12 protein-coding genes are annotated in these 19274 nt (G+C 71.7%); 10 read left to right on the top strand and 2 right to left on the bottom strand.

Going from position 1 to position 19274, the window contains the following annotated elements:
• Positions 1 to 6: 6 nt before the first annotated feature.
• Together Pla133_RS20120 and Pla133_RS20115 are read right to left on the bottom strand one after the other, a co-directional pair.
• Positions 7 to 3432 (bottom strand): efflux RND transporter permease subunit, encoded by a 3426-nt coding sequence (locus Pla133_RS20120; RefSeq protein WP_145068569.1) that lies wholly within the window; start codon positions 3430 to 3432, stop codon positions 7 to 9.
• On the bottom strand, positions 3429 to 4925 hold the full coding sequence (locus Pla133_RS20115; protein ID WP_145068567.1) for an efflux RND transporter periplasmic adaptor subunit: 1497 nt from the start codon (positions 4923 to 4925) through the stop codon (positions 3429 to 3431). The genes Pla133_RS20120 and Pla133_RS20115 overlap by 4 nt, the downstream gene beginning before the upstream one ends.
• Before the next feature lie 1011 nt (positions 4926 to 5936).
• On the opposite strand from Pla133_RS20115, the gene Pla133_RS20110 reads away from it, so the two are divergent.
• The 10 genes from Pla133_RS20110 to Pla133_RS20065 all read left to right on the top strand — a co-directional run bounded on the left by Pla133_RS20110 (position 5937) and on the right by Pla133_RS20065 (position 19198).
• Positions 5937 to 6257: a hypothetical protein gene (locus Pla133_RS20110; RefSeq protein ID WP_145068565.1), complete on the top strand. Its 321-nt coding sequence runs from the start codon at positions 5937 to 5939 to the stop codon at positions 6255 to 6257.
• 196 nt (positions 6258 to 6453) lie between these two features.
• Complete coding sequence (locus tag Pla133_RS20105) at positions 6454 to 7680, top strand: molybdopterin molybdotransferase MoeA (protein WP_145068564.1); 1227 nt, start codon at positions 6454 to 6456, stop codon at positions 7678 to 7680.
• An 8-nt stretch (positions 7681 to 7688) separates the two neighbouring features.
• Positions 7689 to 9395, top strand: coding sequence for an apolipoprotein N-acyltransferase (lnt, locus tag Pla133_RS20100; RefSeq protein ID WP_145068562.1), 1707 nt, complete (start codon positions 7689 to 7691; stop codon positions 9393 to 9395).
• Positions 9396 to 9844: 449 nt separating this feature from the next.
• Entirely contained in the window at positions 9845 to 10672 is an 828-nt protein-coding gene (locus Pla133_RS20095; RefSeq protein ID WP_145068560.1) for a hypothetical protein, read from the top strand.
• A 64-nt stretch (positions 10673 to 10736) separates the two neighbouring features.
• Complete coding sequence (locus Pla133_RS20090; RefSeq protein WP_145068558.1) at positions 10737 to 10964, top strand: hypothetical protein; 228 nt, start codon at positions 10737 to 10739, stop codon at positions 10962 to 10964.
• Positions 10965 to 11541: 577 nt separating this feature from the next.
• On the top strand, positions 11542 to 12597 hold the full coding sequence (locus Pla133_RS20085; RefSeq protein WP_419191764.1) for a rod shape-determining protein: 1056 nt from the start codon (positions 11542 to 11544) through the stop codon (positions 12595 to 12597).
• A 280-nt stretch (positions 12598 to 12877) separates the two neighbouring features.
• Positions 12878 to 14272 (top strand): rod shape-determining protein MreC, encoded by a 1395-nt coding sequence (locus Pla133_RS20080; protein WP_419191763.1) that lies wholly within the window; start codon positions 12878 to 12880, stop codon positions 14270 to 14272.
• Positions 14269 to 14814 carry a hypothetical protein gene (locus Pla133_RS20075; protein ID WP_145068554.1) on the top strand — a complete coding sequence of 182 codons (546 nt, stop codon included), beginning with the start codon at positions 14269 to 14271 and terminating at the stop codon, positions 14812 to 14814. The genes Pla133_RS20080 and Pla133_RS20075 overlap by 4 nt, the downstream gene beginning before the upstream one ends.
• Positions 14787 to 18002 carry a penicillin-binding transpeptidase domain-containing protein gene (locus Pla133_RS20070; RefSeq protein WP_145168473.1) on the top strand — a complete coding sequence of 1072 codons (3216 nt, stop codon included), beginning with the start codon at positions 14787 to 14789 and terminating at the stop codon, positions 18000 to 18002. The genes Pla133_RS20075 and Pla133_RS20070 overlap by 28 nt, the downstream gene beginning before the upstream one ends.
• Positions 17999 to 19198 carry an FtsW/RodA/SpoVE family cell cycle protein gene (locus Pla133_RS20065; protein ID WP_145068550.1) on the top strand — a complete coding sequence of 400 codons (1200 nt, stop codon included), beginning with the start codon at positions 17999 to 18001 and terminating at the stop codon, positions 19196 to 19198. The genes Pla133_RS20070 and Pla133_RS20065 overlap by 4 nt, the downstream gene beginning before the upstream one ends.
• Positions 19199 to 19274: the final 76 nt, after the last annotated feature.

Genomic DNA, 19274 nt, shown 5'->3' with positions numbered 1-19274 from the left:
TAGTCCTCAGGCGGTCCGGTTGCGGACGAAGAGCCCCTCGAGTCGGGCCACGAGCGAGTACACGGTGGGGATCACCAAGAGCGTCAACAGGGTCGACGCGACCAGGCCGGTGATGACCGCGATGGCCATGGGAGCGCGCAGCTCGGCGCCCTCACCGGAACCCAGCTCGCCGACCAGCGGCAGGCCCTCGAGCCAGCCGGTCATCGGCAACAGGCCCAGGGCTGTGGTCGCCGTGGTCATCAGGATCGGCCGCAGCCGCGCGCGGCCCGCCTCGACGATGGCCTCGTGCAGCTCCAGCCCGCGCCCGCGGTTCTGGTTGATGCGGTCGACCAGCACGATTGCGTTGTTGACCACGATGCCGGCCAACATGATCAGGCCGATGAAGACCACCACCGAGAGGGGGATCGACAGGGCCTCGAGGGTGTAGACCACCCCGACCCCGGCCAGGGGCACGGTCAACAGGATCACCAGCGGCTGCAGCAGGGACTCGAACTGCGCGGCCATGACCACGTAGACCAGGAAGATCGCCAGGATCAGGGCGAAGCGCATCGAGCTCTGGGCCTCGTCCATCTCGCGCTTCTGGCCGCCCAGCTCCACGACCACGCCGTCGGTGGCCGGCATCTGGCGCAGCTCGGCTTCGATCAGCGAAGCCGTGGCGCCCAGATCCAGGCCGCGGGTCTCGGCCTCGAGCACCACCGCGCGGCTGTTGCCGATGCGACGGATCTCGGCCGGACCTTGCACGGTCTGCACGTCGGCCACGGCCGACAGGGGCACCGGCCGCGGGCTTGACGGGTTGATCACCAGATCCATCACGTCGGCCAGTGTGGCCAGGATCTTGTCGTCGGCGATCACGCGCACGTCGATGCGGTCGTCGCCGCGGGTGAAGCGCGTGGAGATGTTGCCCAGCACCTGATCGCGCACGAGCGTCGAGACCGAGGCCAGGTCGAGCCCGTACTCGAGGGTCTTGTCCCGGTCGAAGGTGACGCGCACCTCCGGGAAGCCCGGCCGCAGGCTCGAGCGCATGTCGGCCACGCTATCCAAGGCGGAGATGCGCTCGCGCACCTCCTCGGAGACCTCGCCCAGGCGTTCCAGGTCGTGGCCGCGGACCTCGATCGCGATCGGCGCTTCGAGGGCGAAGGGCGTGGGCCTGCGAATCTCCACCGAGCGCACGGCCGGGTGGTCGCGCACCAGGTCGCGCACGTGGTCGGCCAGGGCGTTCTCGGCCTCGACGCCAACGGCATCGGCGTCCATGCGGACCGTCAGGCGGCCGGTGTGCGGCCCCTCGACGTCGCGCGTGAGCGTGTCCTCCTCGACCCCTGCCGTGGCCGCGGTGGTCGCGACCCCGTCGAGCAGGGCGATCTCCTTGGCCAAGCCGTCGAGCACGCCGTCGGTGGTCTCGAGGGGCGTGCCGACGTAGAGCTGCACGAAGGCCGTGAACTCGCCCTGGTGGATCTCGGGCAAGAGCTCGACGCCCAGGTTCGAGGCCCGCTGGCTCGCGTGCCAGGCGATCGCGCCCACGGCCAGGAGCACCAACACGGGCAGGGCCAGGGCGCCGCGCACGAACTGCTCGTAGCCGCGCTCGACCGCGCCCCAGACCACTTCGAAGGCGCGCGAGAAGACCCGCCCGGGGATCGACAGGACCCACCAGACCGCTCCGATGACCCCGGCCACCACGCGCAGCAGGAAGGAGGCGATCCACAGCAGCGTGCGACCGACTACCACGGCGAGGGCGCCGACGATGGCGAAGCCGCGCCAGTCGAGCCCCGCGAAGATCGAGGGCAGGGGCGCGCGCTCGGTGCTCTGACCACCGGCCAGCCAGGGGCGCGAGGCCAGCATCGGAATGAACAGCACCGCCACGATCAGCGAGACCGAGAGGGCCGTGACGACGGTCAGGGCCTGGTCGCCGAAGATCTGACCGGCCACGCCGCTGACGAACACGATCGGCGCGAAGACCGAGACGGTGGTCAGGGTCGAGGCCGTCACCGCGCCGGCCACCTCGCGCGTGCCGCGCACCGCCGCCTGGTTGAGGCAATCGCCCTCCTCGCGGCAACGGGTGATCGACTCGAGTACCACGATCGCGTTGTCCACCAACATGCCCACGCCCAGGGCCAGGCCGCCCAGGGACATGATGTTGAGCGTGACGCCACTCAGGTACATGGGCGCGAAGGTCACCACGACCGAGATCGGAATCGCCAGGGCGATGATGACCGTCGGCGCCAGGCGGCGCAGGAAGGTCCAGATCACCAGCACGGCGAAGATCGCGCCCAGCACCGCCGCCTGCTGCACGTCGTTGACCGCGTCCTCGATGAAGGTCGACTGGTCGGAGAGCAGGGTGAAGTTCGAGGTGTCGCGGTTCCTGAAGGCCAGGTAGTTGGTCTCGTCGCGGTCGCCCAGGGTCATGCCGCCGTCGCCGCCGCGGCCGGCGAACTCTTGGGCCTTTTGCTGCTGCTCCTCGGTGCCGAACAGGGTCGTGCGCACGCGCTCGGCCAGGGTCACGATGTTGGCGCCGGCCTCGCGGTAGATCGCCAGCTCGACGGCCTCGGCGCCGTCGATGCGGCTGACGACTTCGCGCTTCTTGTAGGTGCGCTCGACCCGCGCCACGTCGCGCACGCGCACAACGGACTCGCCGCGCTCGGCGATGGCCAGGTCGGCGATCTCCTCCAGGTTGAGGAACTCGTTGACGGTGCGGACGATGTACTCGGTCGAGCCCTCGCGCAGGGCGCCGCCCGAGGCGTTGACGTTCTCTTGCGCCAGGCGCGTGGCCAGCTCGGAGGGGTCGATGTCGCGCGCGGCGAGTTGGAACGGGTCCACGGCCACGTGGATCTCCTCCTCGAGCCCGCCGCGCACCTGCACGGCGGCCACGCCTTCGATCGCCTCCAGCTCGCGCTTGATGCGGTTCTCGGCCAGCCAGCGCAGTTGGATCAGCGTGTCGACCGACGACGAGGCGCCGTACTGGTTGCCCCGCGAGGAGGTCATGCCGATCCGCAGCACAGGATCCAGGTTCGGGTCGTAGCGCAGGATCAGCGGCCGCTCGGCGCCGTCCGGCAGGAAGACCCCGTCGAGCTGCTCGCGCACGTCCTGGACCGCGAAGGTCATGGGCGTGCCCCAGGTGTACTCGAGCAGCACGTCGGAGACCCCGGCGCGGCTGGTCGAGCTCGAGCGCACGACCCCCGGCAGGGCGTTGAGGGCCTCCTGGATGCGGGTCGAGATGCGCTGCTCCACGTCCTCGGGCGCGGAGCCGGGCCAGCTCGTGCGCACGGTCAGCGTCGGGTAGCTGATCTCGGGCAGCAGGTCCTGGCTCAGCTTGAAGAAGGAGACCACCCCGAACACGCCCAGCGAGAGCATGAGCATGGTGATCGCCACCGGCCGTCGGGTGACGAAGGCCAGGGCGCCGCGGGGCTCACCCGCGGGCGTCGTGGGGCTGGGGCTCATCGGCCGTCGCCGCTGTTGCTGTCGGTGCTCTCGCTGCCGGCACCGCCGCCGCTGTCGGGACCGTCGGCTGCCCGGTCGGACGCGACTGCGCCGTCCTCGCTCGCGAACTCGCTCGCCTGGGACGCGGCCAGTGCCTGGTCCGCGATGGCCTTGGCCGATTCGTCGCCCTCGGTCACCGCGTCGCCCTCCTCGAGGTCGCGCCCGCCGACCACGATCACCCGGTCGCCGACGGCCAGCTCGGCGCCCGGCTCCAGGCGCAGCTCGACGTACTCGTCGTCCGAGTAGCCCTCGGCCACGAGCACCCGCCGCGCCACGCCGCCGTCGGCCACCTGGACGAAGGACTGTTCACCCTCGCGCCGCACCGCGCGCTTGGGCACCGCCAGGGCGCCGGGGCGCCGGTCGGTGACGATGCGGATGCGGGCCAACATGCCCGGCAGCAGGGCGCCGGCCTCGGGCCCCTCTTCGGGGTAACGCTCGAGCCCCGCGGTGACGCGGAACGAGCCCGAGGTCGCGTCGATGGTCGGGCTGGTGCGCTCGATGTGACCTCGGAAGACGGCGCCGGGCGCCGCCTCGGCGGTGGCGGTCAGCTCCAGGCCCCCGTCGTCGTCCCCGGCGGTGCGGAACAGGCTCAACTCGCGCTGGGGTCGGTAGAAGACCGTGCGCAGCTTGGCGGTGTCGGTGATCCGGAACACCGGCTGGGCCATGTCGACGGTGGCGCCCACGCGCACGTCGCGCGAGGCCACGCGCCCGGTGATGGGGGCGGTGATCGTCATGCGCTCGAGGGTCAGCTCGGCGCGCTCGCTGGTGACCTGGGCGCGGGTGACCGAGGTGCGCGCGGCGCCCTCGTCGGCCTTGGCCCGCTGCAGGGCGAGCTGGGACTGGGCCAGCTCCTGCTCGGCCTGGTCGCGGGCGAGCTTGCTGGCCTCGACCGTGCGCTCGGAGACCGAACCGAAGGGGTTCGCGCCGCCCGTCCGCAGGGCCACGTCGCGCTGGTAGTCGCGCTCGGCCTGCTCGAGGGCGCTCTGGGCGGTGGCGATGCGGCTCTCGGCCTCGGCCACGGCCACGGCGGCGGTGGTCACCGCGTGCTCGGCCTCCTCCAGGGCGATCTGCGAGTCGCGCAGGGCCATGGTCTCCTCGCGCGAGTCGAGCCGCGCCAGGACCTGACCGGCCTCGACTTCGTCGCCCTCTTCAACGAGCACGTGGGTCACCAGCCCGGACGCGCGGGGCACCACGTCGATCTCGGTCTCCGACTCGACCACGCTGGTGGTCTCGAGCAGGCGCACCATCTCGCGCCGCGCCACGGGGATGGTCACGACCCGCGCTGCCTGGCGCTCGCGCATGCCCTGGTCGGCGGCGGCCGAGACTTCGGGGCTGCGCTCCTGCCCCTTGGTGCATCCCGCGAGGGCCACGATGAGGGTCAACGAGGCCGCCGCGATCGACCCCCTCAGGCTGGAGCTGGACGGGTCCTGGCGGGGGGGGCGACTGTGGAGCATCGGCACGGGGAGGCGAGGTAGGATCGGGCCGCCGGCGGGGACACCGACGGAGGCAGGGGCGTGGGGCGCGGTCGGGTGCCCAGGGGGCGCGTTCAGTGGGCGACTGCGGCAGCCCACTCGGGCGCGGCCGCGTCTGTCCCGGCGCAGGACCGATCGCACAGCTCGCGCCGCTGACCAGGCTTACGGAGACGACGACCTTACGGTTCCCGTCCGACCCTATTCCTCGCCCGGCCTGCGGGCGGGGCCATCCGACCTCCGGGTGGAGTTCGCCCGCCGACCCGGTTCGGACGCACGCGGAGAAACCGGGGCGGGAGCTTACCGTCCCCGGTGCTCGCGGTCCCCCGGCGCAGGAGCAGAGCCCGCGATCTGGCCCGCCTGGGGACCGATCCTCGAGCGGCCGGTCTCTGGGCGACCCCTGTCATTGCGCGGCACCGGGACCCGAGACGAACCGGGGAGTCCGTCGACGCGGCCCCCCGCTCCGCTCGGGTGCGCGTCGCCCGCGGACCGCAGGGCGACGTCTCGTCGCGACCCAGGTCCGCTGTGTCGCCCTGGACGCGCGTTGCGCCATCCAGGTCGAGCTCGCCCGGAAGGGGCATGCAGGCCGGTAGGTCCCCGTCGATCGCGGGCGATGCGGCCGTGGGGCACAGGTCGGCGGCTGACGGGTGGGCGAGGTGTCGTCGGCATGCTGGGAGGCCGTGCTTCGAACCGTGGTGCGGCTGGTAGAGAGTTTCGAGCTCGTGCCACGGCCCACAACGACGCCTGGCGATCTCCCTCCATGCTCCGGATGGCCCTGCTCGGCCGGCCTCCTGGATCACCAGGCTCCGCTTGACGGCTTCGACCGCCGAAGAGAGTCGTCGAGGAGGCCGATCCTCGCGGATCGTCGAGCCCGACAGGCGCACCGCAGCGACCCGGTCCTGGGCCGTGAATCCCTGGCTCACCGAAGTCGAGTCGATCACGCAGGTCGACGCGCCGCCCGCGCTGCGAGTCGCGACCACGGGCCCGTCGGTCACGGTGAGCCTCGACACCGCCAACTGCCCGCCCGCCGCCGGGGCGTCGACCATGACGCTGGCGAGCTGCGGGACGGTCCCGTCCGAGCCGCGGACGCCGAACTGGGTCAGCGACTTCCAGACCATCGTTGCCGAGTGGAAGCTGCTCGGCCGTGCCGCGATGGTGTCGCCCGGACGTCCTACGTCGATGGCCCCCTGGGCGCTCGGGATGACGCCGACGATCCCGGGACTGCCGTCGACGACGAGCACCGCTCGGCCGGCCGCGACGCAGGTCAGGGTGAACAGGGCGATGGGGGCGCCAAGCTCGATCGGGAAGGTCTCCTGACCAGGGCTGACAGGACAAGTCGGAGGCAATCCCACTCACGGGCGCGCAGGTCCCAGGTCTGTCGAAGCTCGCCGACCCGATCTCTGGTCTCGCCCACCGGCGACGCTCGTCCGGCGGCGAAGTCCGCGGCGGCGACCCGCCGGGTCCCGAGCTCCGCCCCGTTAGACTCTTCGCCCCCCAAACCCGCCCCGCGCCCATGCTGACCCCTTCGCAAGCCCTGGCTCAGATCCTCGCCACGATCGAACCGATCGGCGACGTGGACGAGATGCCCCTGACCCACGCCGCCGGCCGGGTCCTCGCCAAGCCCGCCGTCTCCGACATCGACATGCCGCCCTTCCGGCGCGCGATGATGGACGGTTTCGCGGTGCGCTCGGCGGACTTCGACGGGCCCAAGTTGGACGACGGCTCGATCCAGCTCAACTGCTGCGGCGAGGCCAAGGCCGGCGCGCCCTTCGAGGGGCTGGTGTTGCCCGGCAACTGCATCGAGATCTACACCGGCGCCGAGGTCCCCGACGAGTGCGACGCGGTCGTGATGATCGAGCGCACCTCGCGCCAGGGCAACCGCGTGCGGCTGCTCGACTCCGCGCGCGCGGGGCAGCACGTGCAGGCGCGCGCCGACATCCTGGCCGAGGGGGCGCAGGTGCTCGCCCCCGGCCGGCGCCTGACGCCGGTCGACGTTTCGGTCTTGGCCGCCATCGGAGCCCATCCGGTGTCCGTATTCCGGCCGGTGCGCGTGTCGATCCTGACCACCGGTGACGAACTCGTGCCCGCCTGGGTCAAACCCCAGAAGGGGCAGATCCGCGAGGGCAACACCCTGTTCCTCGCGCACCGCTGCTTCGAGCTGTTTCACGAGGTGCTCGAGGTAGGCATCGTCCCCGACGACGAGGCCCTGCTCGAGCGCGACTTCGGGCGCGCGTTGGAGTCCTCCGACGCGCTGATCACCACCGGCGGCGTCTCGATGGGCAAGTACGACCTGGTGGGCAAGACGTTCGAGAAGCTCGGCGTCGAGCCGGTGCTCCACAAGGTCGCGGTCAAGCCGGGCAAGCCGATCTGGTTCGGGATGCGCGGACCCAAGCCGGTGCTCGGCCTGCCGGGCAACCCCGTCTCGGCCCTGCTGGGCCTCGAGGCGTTCGTGCGACCGGCCCTGGCGCGCCTGGGTGGCGAGACGGGCGCGGGGACCCAGGAGCGCCTGCGCCGCGCCGTCTGGTCCGGGCCCGCCCGCGACGCCGGCGACCGCCAGCTCAACTACCCCTGCCGGCTGGAGCAGGATGCCGATGGCCGCGAGCGCCTGGTGCCCCTGGATTGGAAGGGCTCGGCGGACATCGTCACGGTGATCCACGCCGAGGCCCTGGCGGTGCTGCCCGCGGACGAACGGGTCGAAGAAGGCCAGACGATCGACTACCGGCCCCTCGGCCGCGGATAGACGCCAGCGTGGAGACCCAGCCCAGCGACCGGAGTCAGCCGCCGCCCCTCCCGGACCTCGGTCCGTGGCGGCGGGCTTGGTTCGTGTTCCCGGCCTGGGGGGCCTTCGTCTTGGCCTCGCCCGGGGTCCTGAAACCCGCGGGCGCGCCCCTCTTGGCCTTCGTGGCCATGGTCCTGTGGAGCGGGGCGGCGGTGCGGCCTGGACGGCGCGCCTTCCTCGTCGAGTGGCTGGCGGCAGCCCTCGCGATGGGCGGCCTGATGCATTGGCTGGCGTACATCTCGCCCTTCGTCGTGCCCCCGGCAGGGATCGGCATGGGCCTCTACATGGCCGCGGCCGGCTCCCTGGCTCGGGCCCTGGCGCGCCGCCTGCCGATCTTCCTGGCGGCTTCCCTGGCCTGGACCTCGCTCGAGACCCTGCGCGACCTGATCGAGCCGCCCTTCGGCATGGGGTGGGTGCGCCTGGCCCACTGCGTGGTCGACTTCGAGCCGCTGTTGGGCTGCGCCCGGGTGATCGGTCCGGCGGGGCTGGGCTTCGTGGTGGTGGCCGCCGCGGCCGGACTGAGTGGAGCCTGGCGCGCCCTGGTGGAGCGTCATCGCAACCGGGCCGTGGTCGAGTTCGGCGGCGGAATCCTCGCCCTTGTCGCGGGCCTGGCCCTGGCCCGGATCGTGCCCGCGCCGGCCACCGAGCCCGGGCCGACCCTGCTCCTGGTCCAGCCGGGCCTCTCCCAGGCCCGCAAGCAGTTGGACCCCGACGACCAGTCGATCATGCGCGAGCAGGTGCTGCTGAGCCGCGCGGGGCAGGCGGCGGGGCCGGTCGACCTGGTGGTCTGGTCGGAGACCATGGTGCGCTTCGAGATCGCCTCGCCCGAAGCGGTCGAGGCCGCCGCGGGGGGAGCCGAGTTCGACTCCTGGCAGGCGGAGCGTGGGGAACCGTCCAAGTGGTTCGACCTCATGCACGAGCAGTACCAGCGCCTGTGGGTGCGCGACATGGTCTTCGGCGACCGCATCGGCGGCTTCGCCGGTGGCGCGGCTTTGATGCCGGGGACCTCGTTCCTGGGCGGAATCGAGGAGTGGCGCCCACAGGGTGGACGCCTGCGCCGCTTCAACGTCGCCTGCCTGTGGACGCCGGACGGCCAGCGCGCGACCGCGGCGAAGACGCACCTCGTACCCCTGGGGGAGACGACCTTCGGCTTCGAGCGCTTCGAACCCATCCGGCGCGCGATGTACGCGATGGCCCGCTACATCCCGGACTTCGCCTCGGCGCCAACCACCTCGCTGACCTTCGAGGACCGCCAGGGCCGGGCCTGGCGCATGGGGCAGGCGATCTGCTTCGACAACGCCTTCATCGAGTCCTTTCCGGGTGACGTGGACTTCCACGTGGTGCTGTCGAACGAGGCCTGGTACCGGCGCTCGATCGAGCTCGACCAGATGATCGCCTTCACGCGCCTGGCGGCCGTATCGAGTGGTCGCAGCGTCGCCCGCTGCACCAACTCAGGGGTCTCGGCCCTGATCGATCCGAGCGGACGGGAGGTGGAGCGACTTACGGTGGATGGGGACGACCGCGAGGTCCAGGGCACCCTGCGGGTGCAGGTCCCGGTGCCCTCCGACCCCTCCTCGTCCACGCCCTTCGCGGCCCTGCGGCCCCTCTGGAGGTCTGCCTGGGCCCTTTTGGGCCTCGGATTGCTGGCCCTGCCGCGTCGGCGGCGAGAAGCCTGAGCCACGTCGGTGACCGGGGGGGGCGGGTGCGGTAGTGACGTGACCGGCAGGCGTTCTCGCCTTGCTTGACCCCCCCGGGGGGCCTCCCTATAGTCGCGCCACTCGCCGGACGGGAACGCCCTTCGGACCCCGCTCTTTCGGCTCCCTCGCCTGACCCCAATCCCGGCTCTCCGCGGTCTCTGCCTGCTGTGCCCCGCGCACGGTGTCCTGGCAGCGAACGCCCGGCCGGCGACACCAGGCGGACGGAGCGGCGACTGACTGACTGACTGTCTCTCGAGCGCCCCGGCGCTAGCTACTCCGAGCGCTTCGAGCGCATCCTGGCCTGCGGGCATGCGCCCGCGCCGACCCAAACGCACGCGACCCCATCTCTTTCGCGTGCGTCCCCCCATCCAGACACTTCGAGCCCGCGCAGCGACGGTATGAGCAGCATCGGACGAATCCTCATCGTGGTGAATCTCCTTCTCGCCGGCGCCTTCCTCGGCTGGGCCTCCCAGGTCCTGAAGGCTGGCCAGGACTACAAGACGAGTTACTTGGAGGAAGAGAAGGCCCACACGGAGACCCGCAACGACCTCGAGAGCCAGATCTCGAAGTTGAACGCGGAGCTCGCCGCCCAGCGGGACACCCTCGGCCAAGTGCGTGAAGCGGCCAGCAAGGACGCCACCGAGCTCGCGGCCAAGAAGAACGAGCTGGTCGACGCCGAGAAGGACAACGACGAGCTGCGCAGCAGCCTCGGCGGCTACAACGAGCGCCTGGACCTGTTGGCCAACAAGGTCGAGGCGTCGGATGCCCGCGCGGCCGACGCGGCCAGGGAGGCTCGCGACGCCGTGGTGGCCAAGGAAGACGCCGAGGACGCCCAGCGCGACGCTGAGATCGCCCGCCGCGACGCCGAGGACCGGGCCGCCAAGCTGGCGTCCGACCTGGCCGCGGTCACCGTTCGCGCCGAGACCCTGACCAACTCCCTGGCCGCCGCCGAGCGCAACCTCGAGAACATGTCCGCCCTCAGTGGCATCGACCTGGGCACCCTGGTCCAGCAGCCGGCCGTCGACCGCAGCGTGGTCGATGTGCGGATGGACCTGAGCCCCGGCTTCGTCGCCATCAACGCCGGCAGCGCTCTCGGCATCCGCCGGGGCATGGTCTTCGACGTGTACCGCGGCCAGGTCTACAAGGGCAAGGTGCGCGTCGAGACCGTCGATGAGGACATGTGCACGGCGGTCGTGACCACCGCGGTCGACGGCGCCGCTATCCAGGTCGGCGACAACGCGACCACGGCTCTCTGATCGGATTCAACGAGCCCGATCCCCTCGAGCAGACGCTCCCCTCGAGCAGAAAGAGAACCTGACCATGGCACGTCGCCAAGCCAACCGTTCCGCCTCCCGTTCCACCGCAACCCGCGCCTCCAGCGGTCCGCGTCGCCAGACCGCGTCCGCCGCCCAGGCTGACGCCGACGGCGGAATGGGCATCGAAGGCGCCGTCGCGATCGTCACGACGATCGTCCTGATCGCCGCCTGTCTGATGGTCGACTACTACCTCGGCACGACCTACGGCGGGGGCGTGTTCTTCAAGAGCTGATCCGGATCCCGGTCGGTTGCCCCTCGTACCGATCGGACCTGGTCAGCGATTCTTCGAACACCGAACCGGCTCCGGCCGGACGCCGAGCAGGCACTCGCAGCGGCGGTCTCCCCAGGGAGGCCGCCGCTGCTGCCATTGAACGCAGCTCGGGCTCACGTCAGGGCTTCCGCTGATTCGACCGCTTCGACGCGACCTCCTCCAGGCCAGCCATCCGATCCCGTTCCCGCGCAGCGTCGCCATTGGCGCGCGTCCAAGGTGCGACGCTTCGTTGTGGCCGGCCGACCTCGGCAGCTTGATCCCGGGTCCGGGTCGCGTAGACTGCGGCTCGATAGCCGTCGGCGCGCGTCGCCTGTGGCATCGCCCACTGCCCGGATCCCCCCCGATGAACGGCGCGCGTCGCCGTCGACCGAGGGTGTCAGGGCGGACCGGTCACCCGGTGTCAATGCACGACCGCGTCGTCGTGCCGCCGGTGGCCGCAGCCTTCGGTCGCGGAGTCCAGCGCCCCGCTTCCGGCATACGCACCCTCGGAGCGAGCTCCGGGACCACGACCCTCGCGTAGGGAGCCTGCATGGCCAGCATGATTAAACCGTTGGAGTGGCTGCTAGGCCGTTTCTCGGTGGACATGGGCATCGACCTGGGGACGGCCAACACCCTGGTCTGCGTGAGAGGTCGCGGGATCATCCTCAATGAGCCCAGCGTCGTCGCCGTCCGCAAGGGGACCAACGAGGTCCTCAACAACGGCATGGCCGTGGGGGCCCAGGCCAAGGCCATGCTGGGCAAGACGCCTGGCAAGTTCGAGGCCATCCGTCCCCTGCGCGACGGGGTCATCGCCGACTTCGAGGTGACGGAGAAGATGCTGCGGTACTTCATCCACCGGGTCCACGAGGGCCGCACGTGGGTCAAGCCGCGCGTCGTGATCTCGGTCCCGGTGGGGATCACCGCCGTGGAGCGCCGGGCCGTGATCCAGTCGGCCGAGCGCGCCGGCGCCCGCAAGGTGCACCTGGTCGAGGAGCCGATCGCGGCCGCGGTCGGGGTGGACCTGCCCGTGACCGAGGCCACCGGTTGCCTGATCGTCGACATCGGCGGCGGCACCACGGAGATCGCCGTGCTGTCCCTGGCCGAGCCGGTCGTCGCCACGTCCCTGCGCGTGGCCGGGGACAAGATGGACGACGCCATCGCCGCCCACCTGCGGCGGGCCCACAACCTCTTGATCGGCGAGCAGACCGCCGAGCGCATCAAGCACACCATCGGCAGCGCCTGGGAACTTCCCACCGAGCTCGAGATGGAGGTCAAGGGTCGCGACTCGATCAGCGGTCTGCCGCGCATGTGCACGATCAACTCGATCGAGATCCGTGAGGCCCTGTCCGAGCCGATCAATCAGATCTGCGAGGCCATTCGCCAGGTGCTCGAGGAGGCCCCGCCCGAGATCTCGGCTGATCTGGTCGACTCCGGGGCCACGATCGTCGGCGGCGGTGCCCTGTTGCAGGGCATCGACACGGCGATCACCAACGCCCTGGGGATCCAGTCCCGCATCGGCAACGACCCACTGACCGCCGTCGCGCGTGGCACGGGCATCTTCATCGAGCACCTCGACGTCTACGCCAGCGTCTTCGCGGACGACGATGAGGGCTGATCCAAGTGCCGACGCCGGCCGCACCTGGCCGTCGCCGGCCCTTGTCGACCCCCGGCGCGCGGCCCTCGCAGCAACGACCGCCCTCGCGTGCTCGGGGATGGGCGCCGCGTAGTCGGATAGAGGGAGCAAGGCCAACGGCCGTGAATCGAGTGGTCGTGATTCGAGCGGCCACGATTCAATCTGCCGCGCGCCCTGCGGCAGCGTTCTCGATCGCAGCCTTGTCGACAGTCGTATTCGCGGCGGATGCATGGCGCGCTGTTCGCGCGCTGGGAGGTCTGGCGTGAGCCTGGCCCGTAGTCGCGGAGCCATGTTGCTGGTTTGGATCGCACTGGTGGTCCTGTCCCTGCGGCCGGTGGCGCCCTTGGAAGCCGGGATCGAGCGGCTCTTGACGCCCCTGCGCTTCGTGGCCGAGCTGACCTGGCCCCTGCGGTTGGTGGGCGGCCGCCCGGCGCGGGCGCAGGGCGACGTGCGTCGCGAGCTGATCGAGGAGGCCTCGAGTCGCTCGGCGCTCCTGGCCCTGCACGACTCGGTTCTGCCGACGCGCGCGGACCTGCTCGAGGGTCGCCGCTTGGTGCGCGCGGAGGTCGTCTCACGCAGCGAGCGCGGGCGTGACCGGATCGTGATCCGGCCCTGGACCTTCGAGGGCCTCGAGGTCGGCCAACCGGTGGTGGCGCGCGATGCCTACGTGGGCCGCGTGGTCCAGGTCGATCGCGCGCGCGGCCGCGTGACCGTGGACCTGGTCACCGATCGCAGCTTCTTCGTGGGTGCGACCCTCGACTCCGGTGCGAGGGAGTCGACCGTGCACCTGGTGGTGGGTGGTCTGGCCGTCCAGAGCCGTCGCAGCGGCGAACCCGCGACGTGGCTCGCCGCCCACAACCCCTCGGGCAGGCCCATCGCCGGACGCTCCGTCGTGGTGGGGGAGCTGCTGCCGGAGCTGGACCCCCACTCGGCCCTGGCCGCGGGTTTCGAGCTGGGCACCCTCGAGCTCGGCTCGAGCGACGACGACTGGCGCGTGCGGCCAGTGCTCGACTACTTGCACGGGTTGTTCCAGGTGGTCGTCCTGACCCATCCGCGACGGGGTCAGCTCGACCCCGCGCCGCCCCTGCATCCGCTCGAGGAGGGGCGTTGGGTGCGCGCGCGCGCGCTGACCGCGGGTGATCCATCACCCTGGCGCTCCACCGTGCAGCTCGATCGAGGCCGCGTGCACGGCGTGCGCGCGGGCGCCGCGGTCGTAGCCGGCGCGCGGCTGGTCGGCCGCGTGGCCACCGTCGGCGAGCTCGGCTGCGAGGTTGCGTTGCTCGACGATCCGGGCCTGGCCCTGACGGCTGTCGGCCGACCGGTGCAGGGCGACAGCACGCCGCGTGTGCTCGGCCGCTTGGTGGCCCTGGGCCCCGCCTCGGACGGGGCACTGGTCTACCACTGGCGCGACGTGACCCTGCCCCGCGTCGGCGACGGCCCGACGCCCCCGCCGCGGCGCATGCGCCTGTTCACCGGTTCGGGCGAGGCCGGCCTGCCCGCCGGGCTGCTGATCGGCATCGCCGACATGCCCAGCTACTCCAGCGAAGGCGAGGGACACACCGTGCGCCTCTCCGACGCCGCCTCGCGGGTGGACGAGCTCGGACGCCTCTGGGTTCGCATCGACAGCGGCACCGCCACGACCAGGAGCAGCCCGTGAGCGGCGGCCTCGTGGGCTGGGCGTGTCTGCTCCTGTGGAGCGCCTGGGCCTTCGCGGCCCAGGGCGTGCTCGCGCGCTCGGACCTGTTCGCCTCATGGACGCCCGACGTGGGCGTCGTGCTGCTCGTCGGCCTCGCCAGCCGCATGACCCCCGAGCGCGCGCGCGCGGGCGCGGTGCTGCTGGCCCTGACCCGCGCGGGCCTGAGCGGCGATCCGGTCGTGGCGGTGCTGGCCGCCTACCTGGCCCTGGTCGTGGTCGTGTCGAGCCTGCGGGCCTCGGTCAACACCGACGGGACGGTGTTGCGCGGCTTCCTCTCGGGGCTCGGCGCCCTGGCGGTGGTCGGTTGGCTGGCCCTGGTCGACCTGGTCCGCGCCGACACCCCGGTGGGCTGGTCGCAGCCACTGGGCGAGTGGGCCTGGCGCGCGGCCTTCTCGACCGCGCTGCTGTCGTTCGTCTTCGGTGGCTGGCTGCGGCGTCTGCCGGGCCTCGGCCCCCTGTGGAGGAAGGAGCGCCCGTGGGGTTTCGCCGAACCCGCCCGCTGATCGTGCTCCTGCTGCTCGGCTGGGTGGTCCTGGTCGTGCGCTTGGGCCAGGTCCAACTGGGCGAGCACCAGGTCTGGGCCGAGGAGGCCGCCAAGCTCGAGCGCAGCGGCGAGGTGCTGCTCTACGAGCGCGGATCGATCCGCGACACCAACGGTCGCGTGCTGGTCGAGGACCAGGCCATCTACCACCTGGAGCTGCGCTACCGGGACTTCCGCCGGGCCCACCCAGTCGGGCTCGTGGCCCACGCGCGCTCGGCGATCGAACAGCGCGCGGTGTCCCTGCCCGAAGCGGCGGCGACCCTCGACGCGTGGGCGACCGAGCTGGTGCGACTGTCGCCCGGCGACCTGCACCGCTTCGCCCGCGGGGCGGGCCTGCGGGTGGGCGGCTTCGTGATCGACGGCGTGGATCAGCCCTGGGTCGACCGTCGCCCCGGACGGGCCAGCGACCTACGCTTCTACGCGCGCAGCCTGCTCGAGCCCGACTCGGTCGAGCGGCGCGCGTTGGTCAAGCTCGAGCGCAAGCCCGAGATCGACCAGAGCTACCTGGAGCTGGTGGCGGGCCTGCGCGGCGTGGCGCCTGAGGTGTTGCTGGACGAGCAGCGGGTGCGCTGGCGTCGGTCGCTGGACAGCCTCGAGCTGCTCGCCGAGCGCCTGCGCGCCAGCGGCAACGGCACCGGGACGATCGATCTGGACGCTGGCGCCGAACCCCTGGACGCGATCTTGGCCCAGCTCGAGGAGTGGCGGCGCCAGGTCGAGTCCTCGGCGGCGGCGGTGCTGTTCCGCGACGTGGTGGGCTTCGAGATCGGGCGCCTGGAACCGCACCTGGCCGCGCGCTTGGACTTGGACTGGCTGGCCCGCGAACTCGGCTGGCGGCAGGGTCGCATCGAGCAGTGGTACCGGTCCGAGCGCGCCATGTGGCTCGAAGGCTGGCGCGACGGCTACGCCCTGCCGCGCCTGTTGGCGGAGCTGCGTCTCGTCGAGGACCCCGCGCCCAGCGCCGACCGCGCCCTCTCCCTGCTCGCCGCGGTCTACGGCGAGCCCCAGGCCCTGGCCGACGCCCTGGACGGCGCGCCCCGCAACTGGCGCGCATTCGATCGACCGGAGGTGCTGTCCGACGTGCCGTGGTGCTTCGACCTGGACGTGCCGCGGGGCTGGCGCCCGCCGGAGGGCGTGGCCTTCGCACCCCGCGCGCCGCGCTTCCTGGGCGAGCTGCGCGGGCGCGCGGCGCCCTGGTCCCTGTTGGACGAGCTGACCGATCACCCGCGCCGCGCCGCGCTCCTCTCGCAGCTCACGATCGACGATCCGCGGGCCTTCTCAGGGATCGCCGACGGGGACCTGGGCGCCCTGTGGGCGCGGGTGGCGCCGAGCTTCCGCGGCCGCGATCGCGAGCGCGTGTTGCTGCTGGCCCGCGCCCTGCTCGACTCCCTCGAAGCCCACCTACAGGCCCGCCTGGGTGAGGTCTTCGACGCCCTGGTCGAGCTCGACCCGGACGGCGACGGGCGCCTGGCGCCCTCCGAGGAGGGGCTCGATCGCATCGGCGAACGGGCGCGCAACGTGCTGCGCGACTACGGCACCCGCCGGGCGCTGCTGCACCGCCAGCCCGAGTACGAGGTCGTGTACCTGCTGACGCGGGATCCCGCGAGCTACCCGGGCCTGATCGCGCGGCCCGAGCGCGAGCGGCGCCGTGTGGTGCTCGAGGGCGAGGATGCGGTACCCGCGGAGCACCTGCTGGGCGACGTGAGCGCCATGGACCCCCAGGCGGCCCAGGCCCAGCGCGCGGCCTACTTCGAGTTGCAGGAGCTGCGGCGTCTCGGAAGTCGCACCGACGAGCAGCAGGGTCGTCTGCAGACGCTGATGCGCGAGCTCTTGATGCACGACGAGGCCCGCGGCGTCAGCGGTGTCGAGGCCATGACCGACCCCTGGCTGGCCGGGCACAACGGCTACCGCGAGCGCTTGGGGCTCGAGGACGTCTTCGGTCGCGGCGCTGAGTCGATCTTCCTGACCGACGTGGTCGACGGCCACGACGTCTGGCTGACCATCGACGACGACCTGCAGCGCGCCGCCCAGTCGGTGATCGACTTCCCCGACCTGCCCGACGATCCGCCTGACGAGCTGGCCGACCTGGGTTGGTTCGACCAGCCGGTGGGGGCGATCGTGCTGGCCCGGCCGAACGGCGACCTCCTGGCCACGGCCTCGGCACCGTCGCGGCAGGAGCTGGTCGGGCCGGACGCCGAGGGCCAGCGTGCGGTGGTCATGGACCGGGCACTGCGGATGCCGGGATTCCAGCCGATCGGCTCGGTGTTCAAGCCATTCGTGGCGGTCTATGTCCTCGATCGACTCGAGCAGAGCGGCATCGACGAGCACTTCGTGCACGACTGCGCGCCCGACGAAGAGGTCAGCCACGCGGGCTGGGGCGGCGTGCGCTGCCACTCGCGCTGGGGGCATGGTGTGCTCGACATGGCCGGCGCGATCGCGGTCTCCTGCAACAGCTACTTCGCGCGCCTGGCCGACGAGCTGACGACCGCGCAGGTCGAGCAGGTCGGCGCGGACTTCGGCTTCGGGCAACCCACGGGCGTGCGCTTCGAAGGCAGCTCACCGGGACTCGCGGAGGACGTGCCCGAGGACTTTCAATGGTCGGCGACCTCGAGCGCGGGCCTGCGGCGCGAGCTGCGCCGGGCCTGCAATGGCCTGTCGGTGGTCGACGTGACGCCCGTGCAGGTCGCCCGCGCCGTCGCGGGCCTGGCCACGGGGGTCCTGCCCTCGATGCAACTGATCCAGCGCGTCGGCGATGAGGCCGTGTCGCGCGGTCCGGTACGTGAGTTGCCCTACGGCGAGGCGTCCTTCGACAAGGTGCGCGCCATGATGGAGCTGGTCACCAACGATGCCGGTGGATCCGCCTACAAGACCCTGCGGCACGAGGTCCTGGGTTGGACGGTGGCGGCCAAGACCGGCAGCGCCGACCTGCAGAGTCGCAAGAACGTCGAGGGCGCCGACGTCAGCTACAAGCACACCTGGGTCGCCGGCTGGCTGCCGGCCGAGGATCCGCAACTCGTCTTCGTGGTGTTCCTGAACGGCACCACCAGCACCTCGAGCCACGGCGCGATCTACGTGGCGCGCCAGATCCTCCAGCGGCCCGAGCTGCGTGAGTGGATGGAGGCCGAGGGCTTCCCGGCGCAGGTGAACCGATGAGGAACGCCGCCCGCAGGGACTGGTCCGCGCGCCGCGCGGTGCCGCGGGGCCTCTTGCACGGGCTGCGCCTGAACCACTTCCCATTCGGGTTGCTGCTGCTAGCCCTGGGCCTGTTCGCCGTCGGCCTGACCTTCATCCACTCGATGGCGAGCGTCGACGAGCTGTTCCAGCGCGACGAGGTGAGCTTCGACAGCCACGTGAAGAAAGTCGTAGTGGCCCTGCCGATGCTGGTCCTGGGCGCGCTGGTGCGACCGCGCTTCCTGCGCAAGCACGCTTGGACCCTGTATGCGGTCGCGATCGTGATGTTGCTGCTGGTGCCCCTCGTCGGCGAGGAACGCAACAACGCGCGGCGCTGGATCCCGACCCCGATCGGCTTCGACCTGCAGCCCTCCGAGCTGGCCAAGCTGGCCTTGATCGTGGTCCTGGCGCGGGTCCTGCACCGAAACCGCCTGGCGCGGCTGCGCGATTGGGTCAAGCCGGCGGCCCTGGCCCTGTTGCCGATGGTGCTCGTCGCGGCCCAACCCGATCTCGGCACGGCGATGACGATCGTGCCCGTGACCCTGGGCATGCTCTACCTGGCGGGCGGCAGCGGGCGCCTGATCAGCGTGACGGTGGGGATCGTCGTGCTGGTGGGCCTGTCGGCCTGGAAGTTCGAGTGGGTCCAGGACTACCAGCTGCGGCGCATCGAGACCTGGGCTGCGTCCTTCGACTCGGGGGCACTGGTAGAGGGCCGCAACGGACCGGCCTTCCACGTCTACCACGCGCGGGTCTCGATCGGGAACGGCGGGCTCGAGGGCACGGGCCTCGGCGAGGGCGTCTCGAGCCGCGCCGGCCACCTGCCCGAGCGCGAGAGCGACTCGATCTTCTGCGTCGTGGCGGAGGAGCTGGGCTTCGCGCGCACGACCTTGTTCCTGGCCTGCTACGCGGCGCTGATCGCGGGCCTGCTGCGCACGGCGGCGGGTATCCGCGAGCGCTTCACGCGCTTCGTGGTGGCCGGCGTCGGGCTCTACTTCGCGGCGCACTTCTTCGTCAACGTGGGCGTCAACCTGGGCCTGGTGCCCATGACGGGGTTGACCCTGCCCCTGTTGTCCACCGGGGGCTCGTCGCTGCTGACGACCTTCCTGGCCCTGGGCCTGGCCCTCGGTCTCGCGGCGCAGGAGGAACCGTCGTTGGACGAAGACGCATTCCGCGCCTGACGGACGGCGTCGCCGCGTCCGAAAAACGCTTCCGGAACTGACCCCCGTCATCGGCCGCAGGCGCTAGGTTCGGGGG

The organism is Engelhardtia mirabilis (genome assembly GCF_007748095.1).
In the GTDB taxonomy this organism is placed as follows: domain Bacteria; phylum Planctomycetota; class UBA1135; order UBA1135.
Note: the sequence above shows the minus strand (reverse complement) of the source record. Positions and strands in the feature narration are given on the sequence as shown.

Coding starts and splice junctions, on each gene's coding strand:
- Pla133_RS20065 (WP_145068550.1), top strand. CDS start 17,999: ATGAGGAACGCCGCCCGCAGGGACTGGTCCGCGCGCCGCGCGGTGCCG.
- Pla133_RS20090 (WP_145068558.1), top strand. CDS start 10,737: ATGGCACGTCGCCAAGCCAACCGTTCCGCCTCCCGTTCCACCGCAACC.
- Pla133_RS20105 (WP_145068564.1), top strand. CDS start 6,454: ATGCTGACCCCTTCGCAAGCCCTGGCTCAGATCCTCGCCACGATCGAA.
- Pla133_RS20115 (WP_145068567.1), bottom strand. CDS start 4,925: ATGCTCCACAGTCGCCCCCCCCGCCAGGACCCGTCCAGCTCCAGCCTG.
- Pla133_RS20120 (WP_145068569.1), bottom strand. CDS start 3,432: ATGAGCCCCAGCCCCACGACGCCCGCGGGTGAGCCCCGCGGCGCCCTG.
- Pla133_RS20085 (WP_419191764.1), top strand. CDS start 11,542: ATGATTAAACCGTTGGAGTGGCTGCTAGGCCGTTTCTCGGTGGACATG.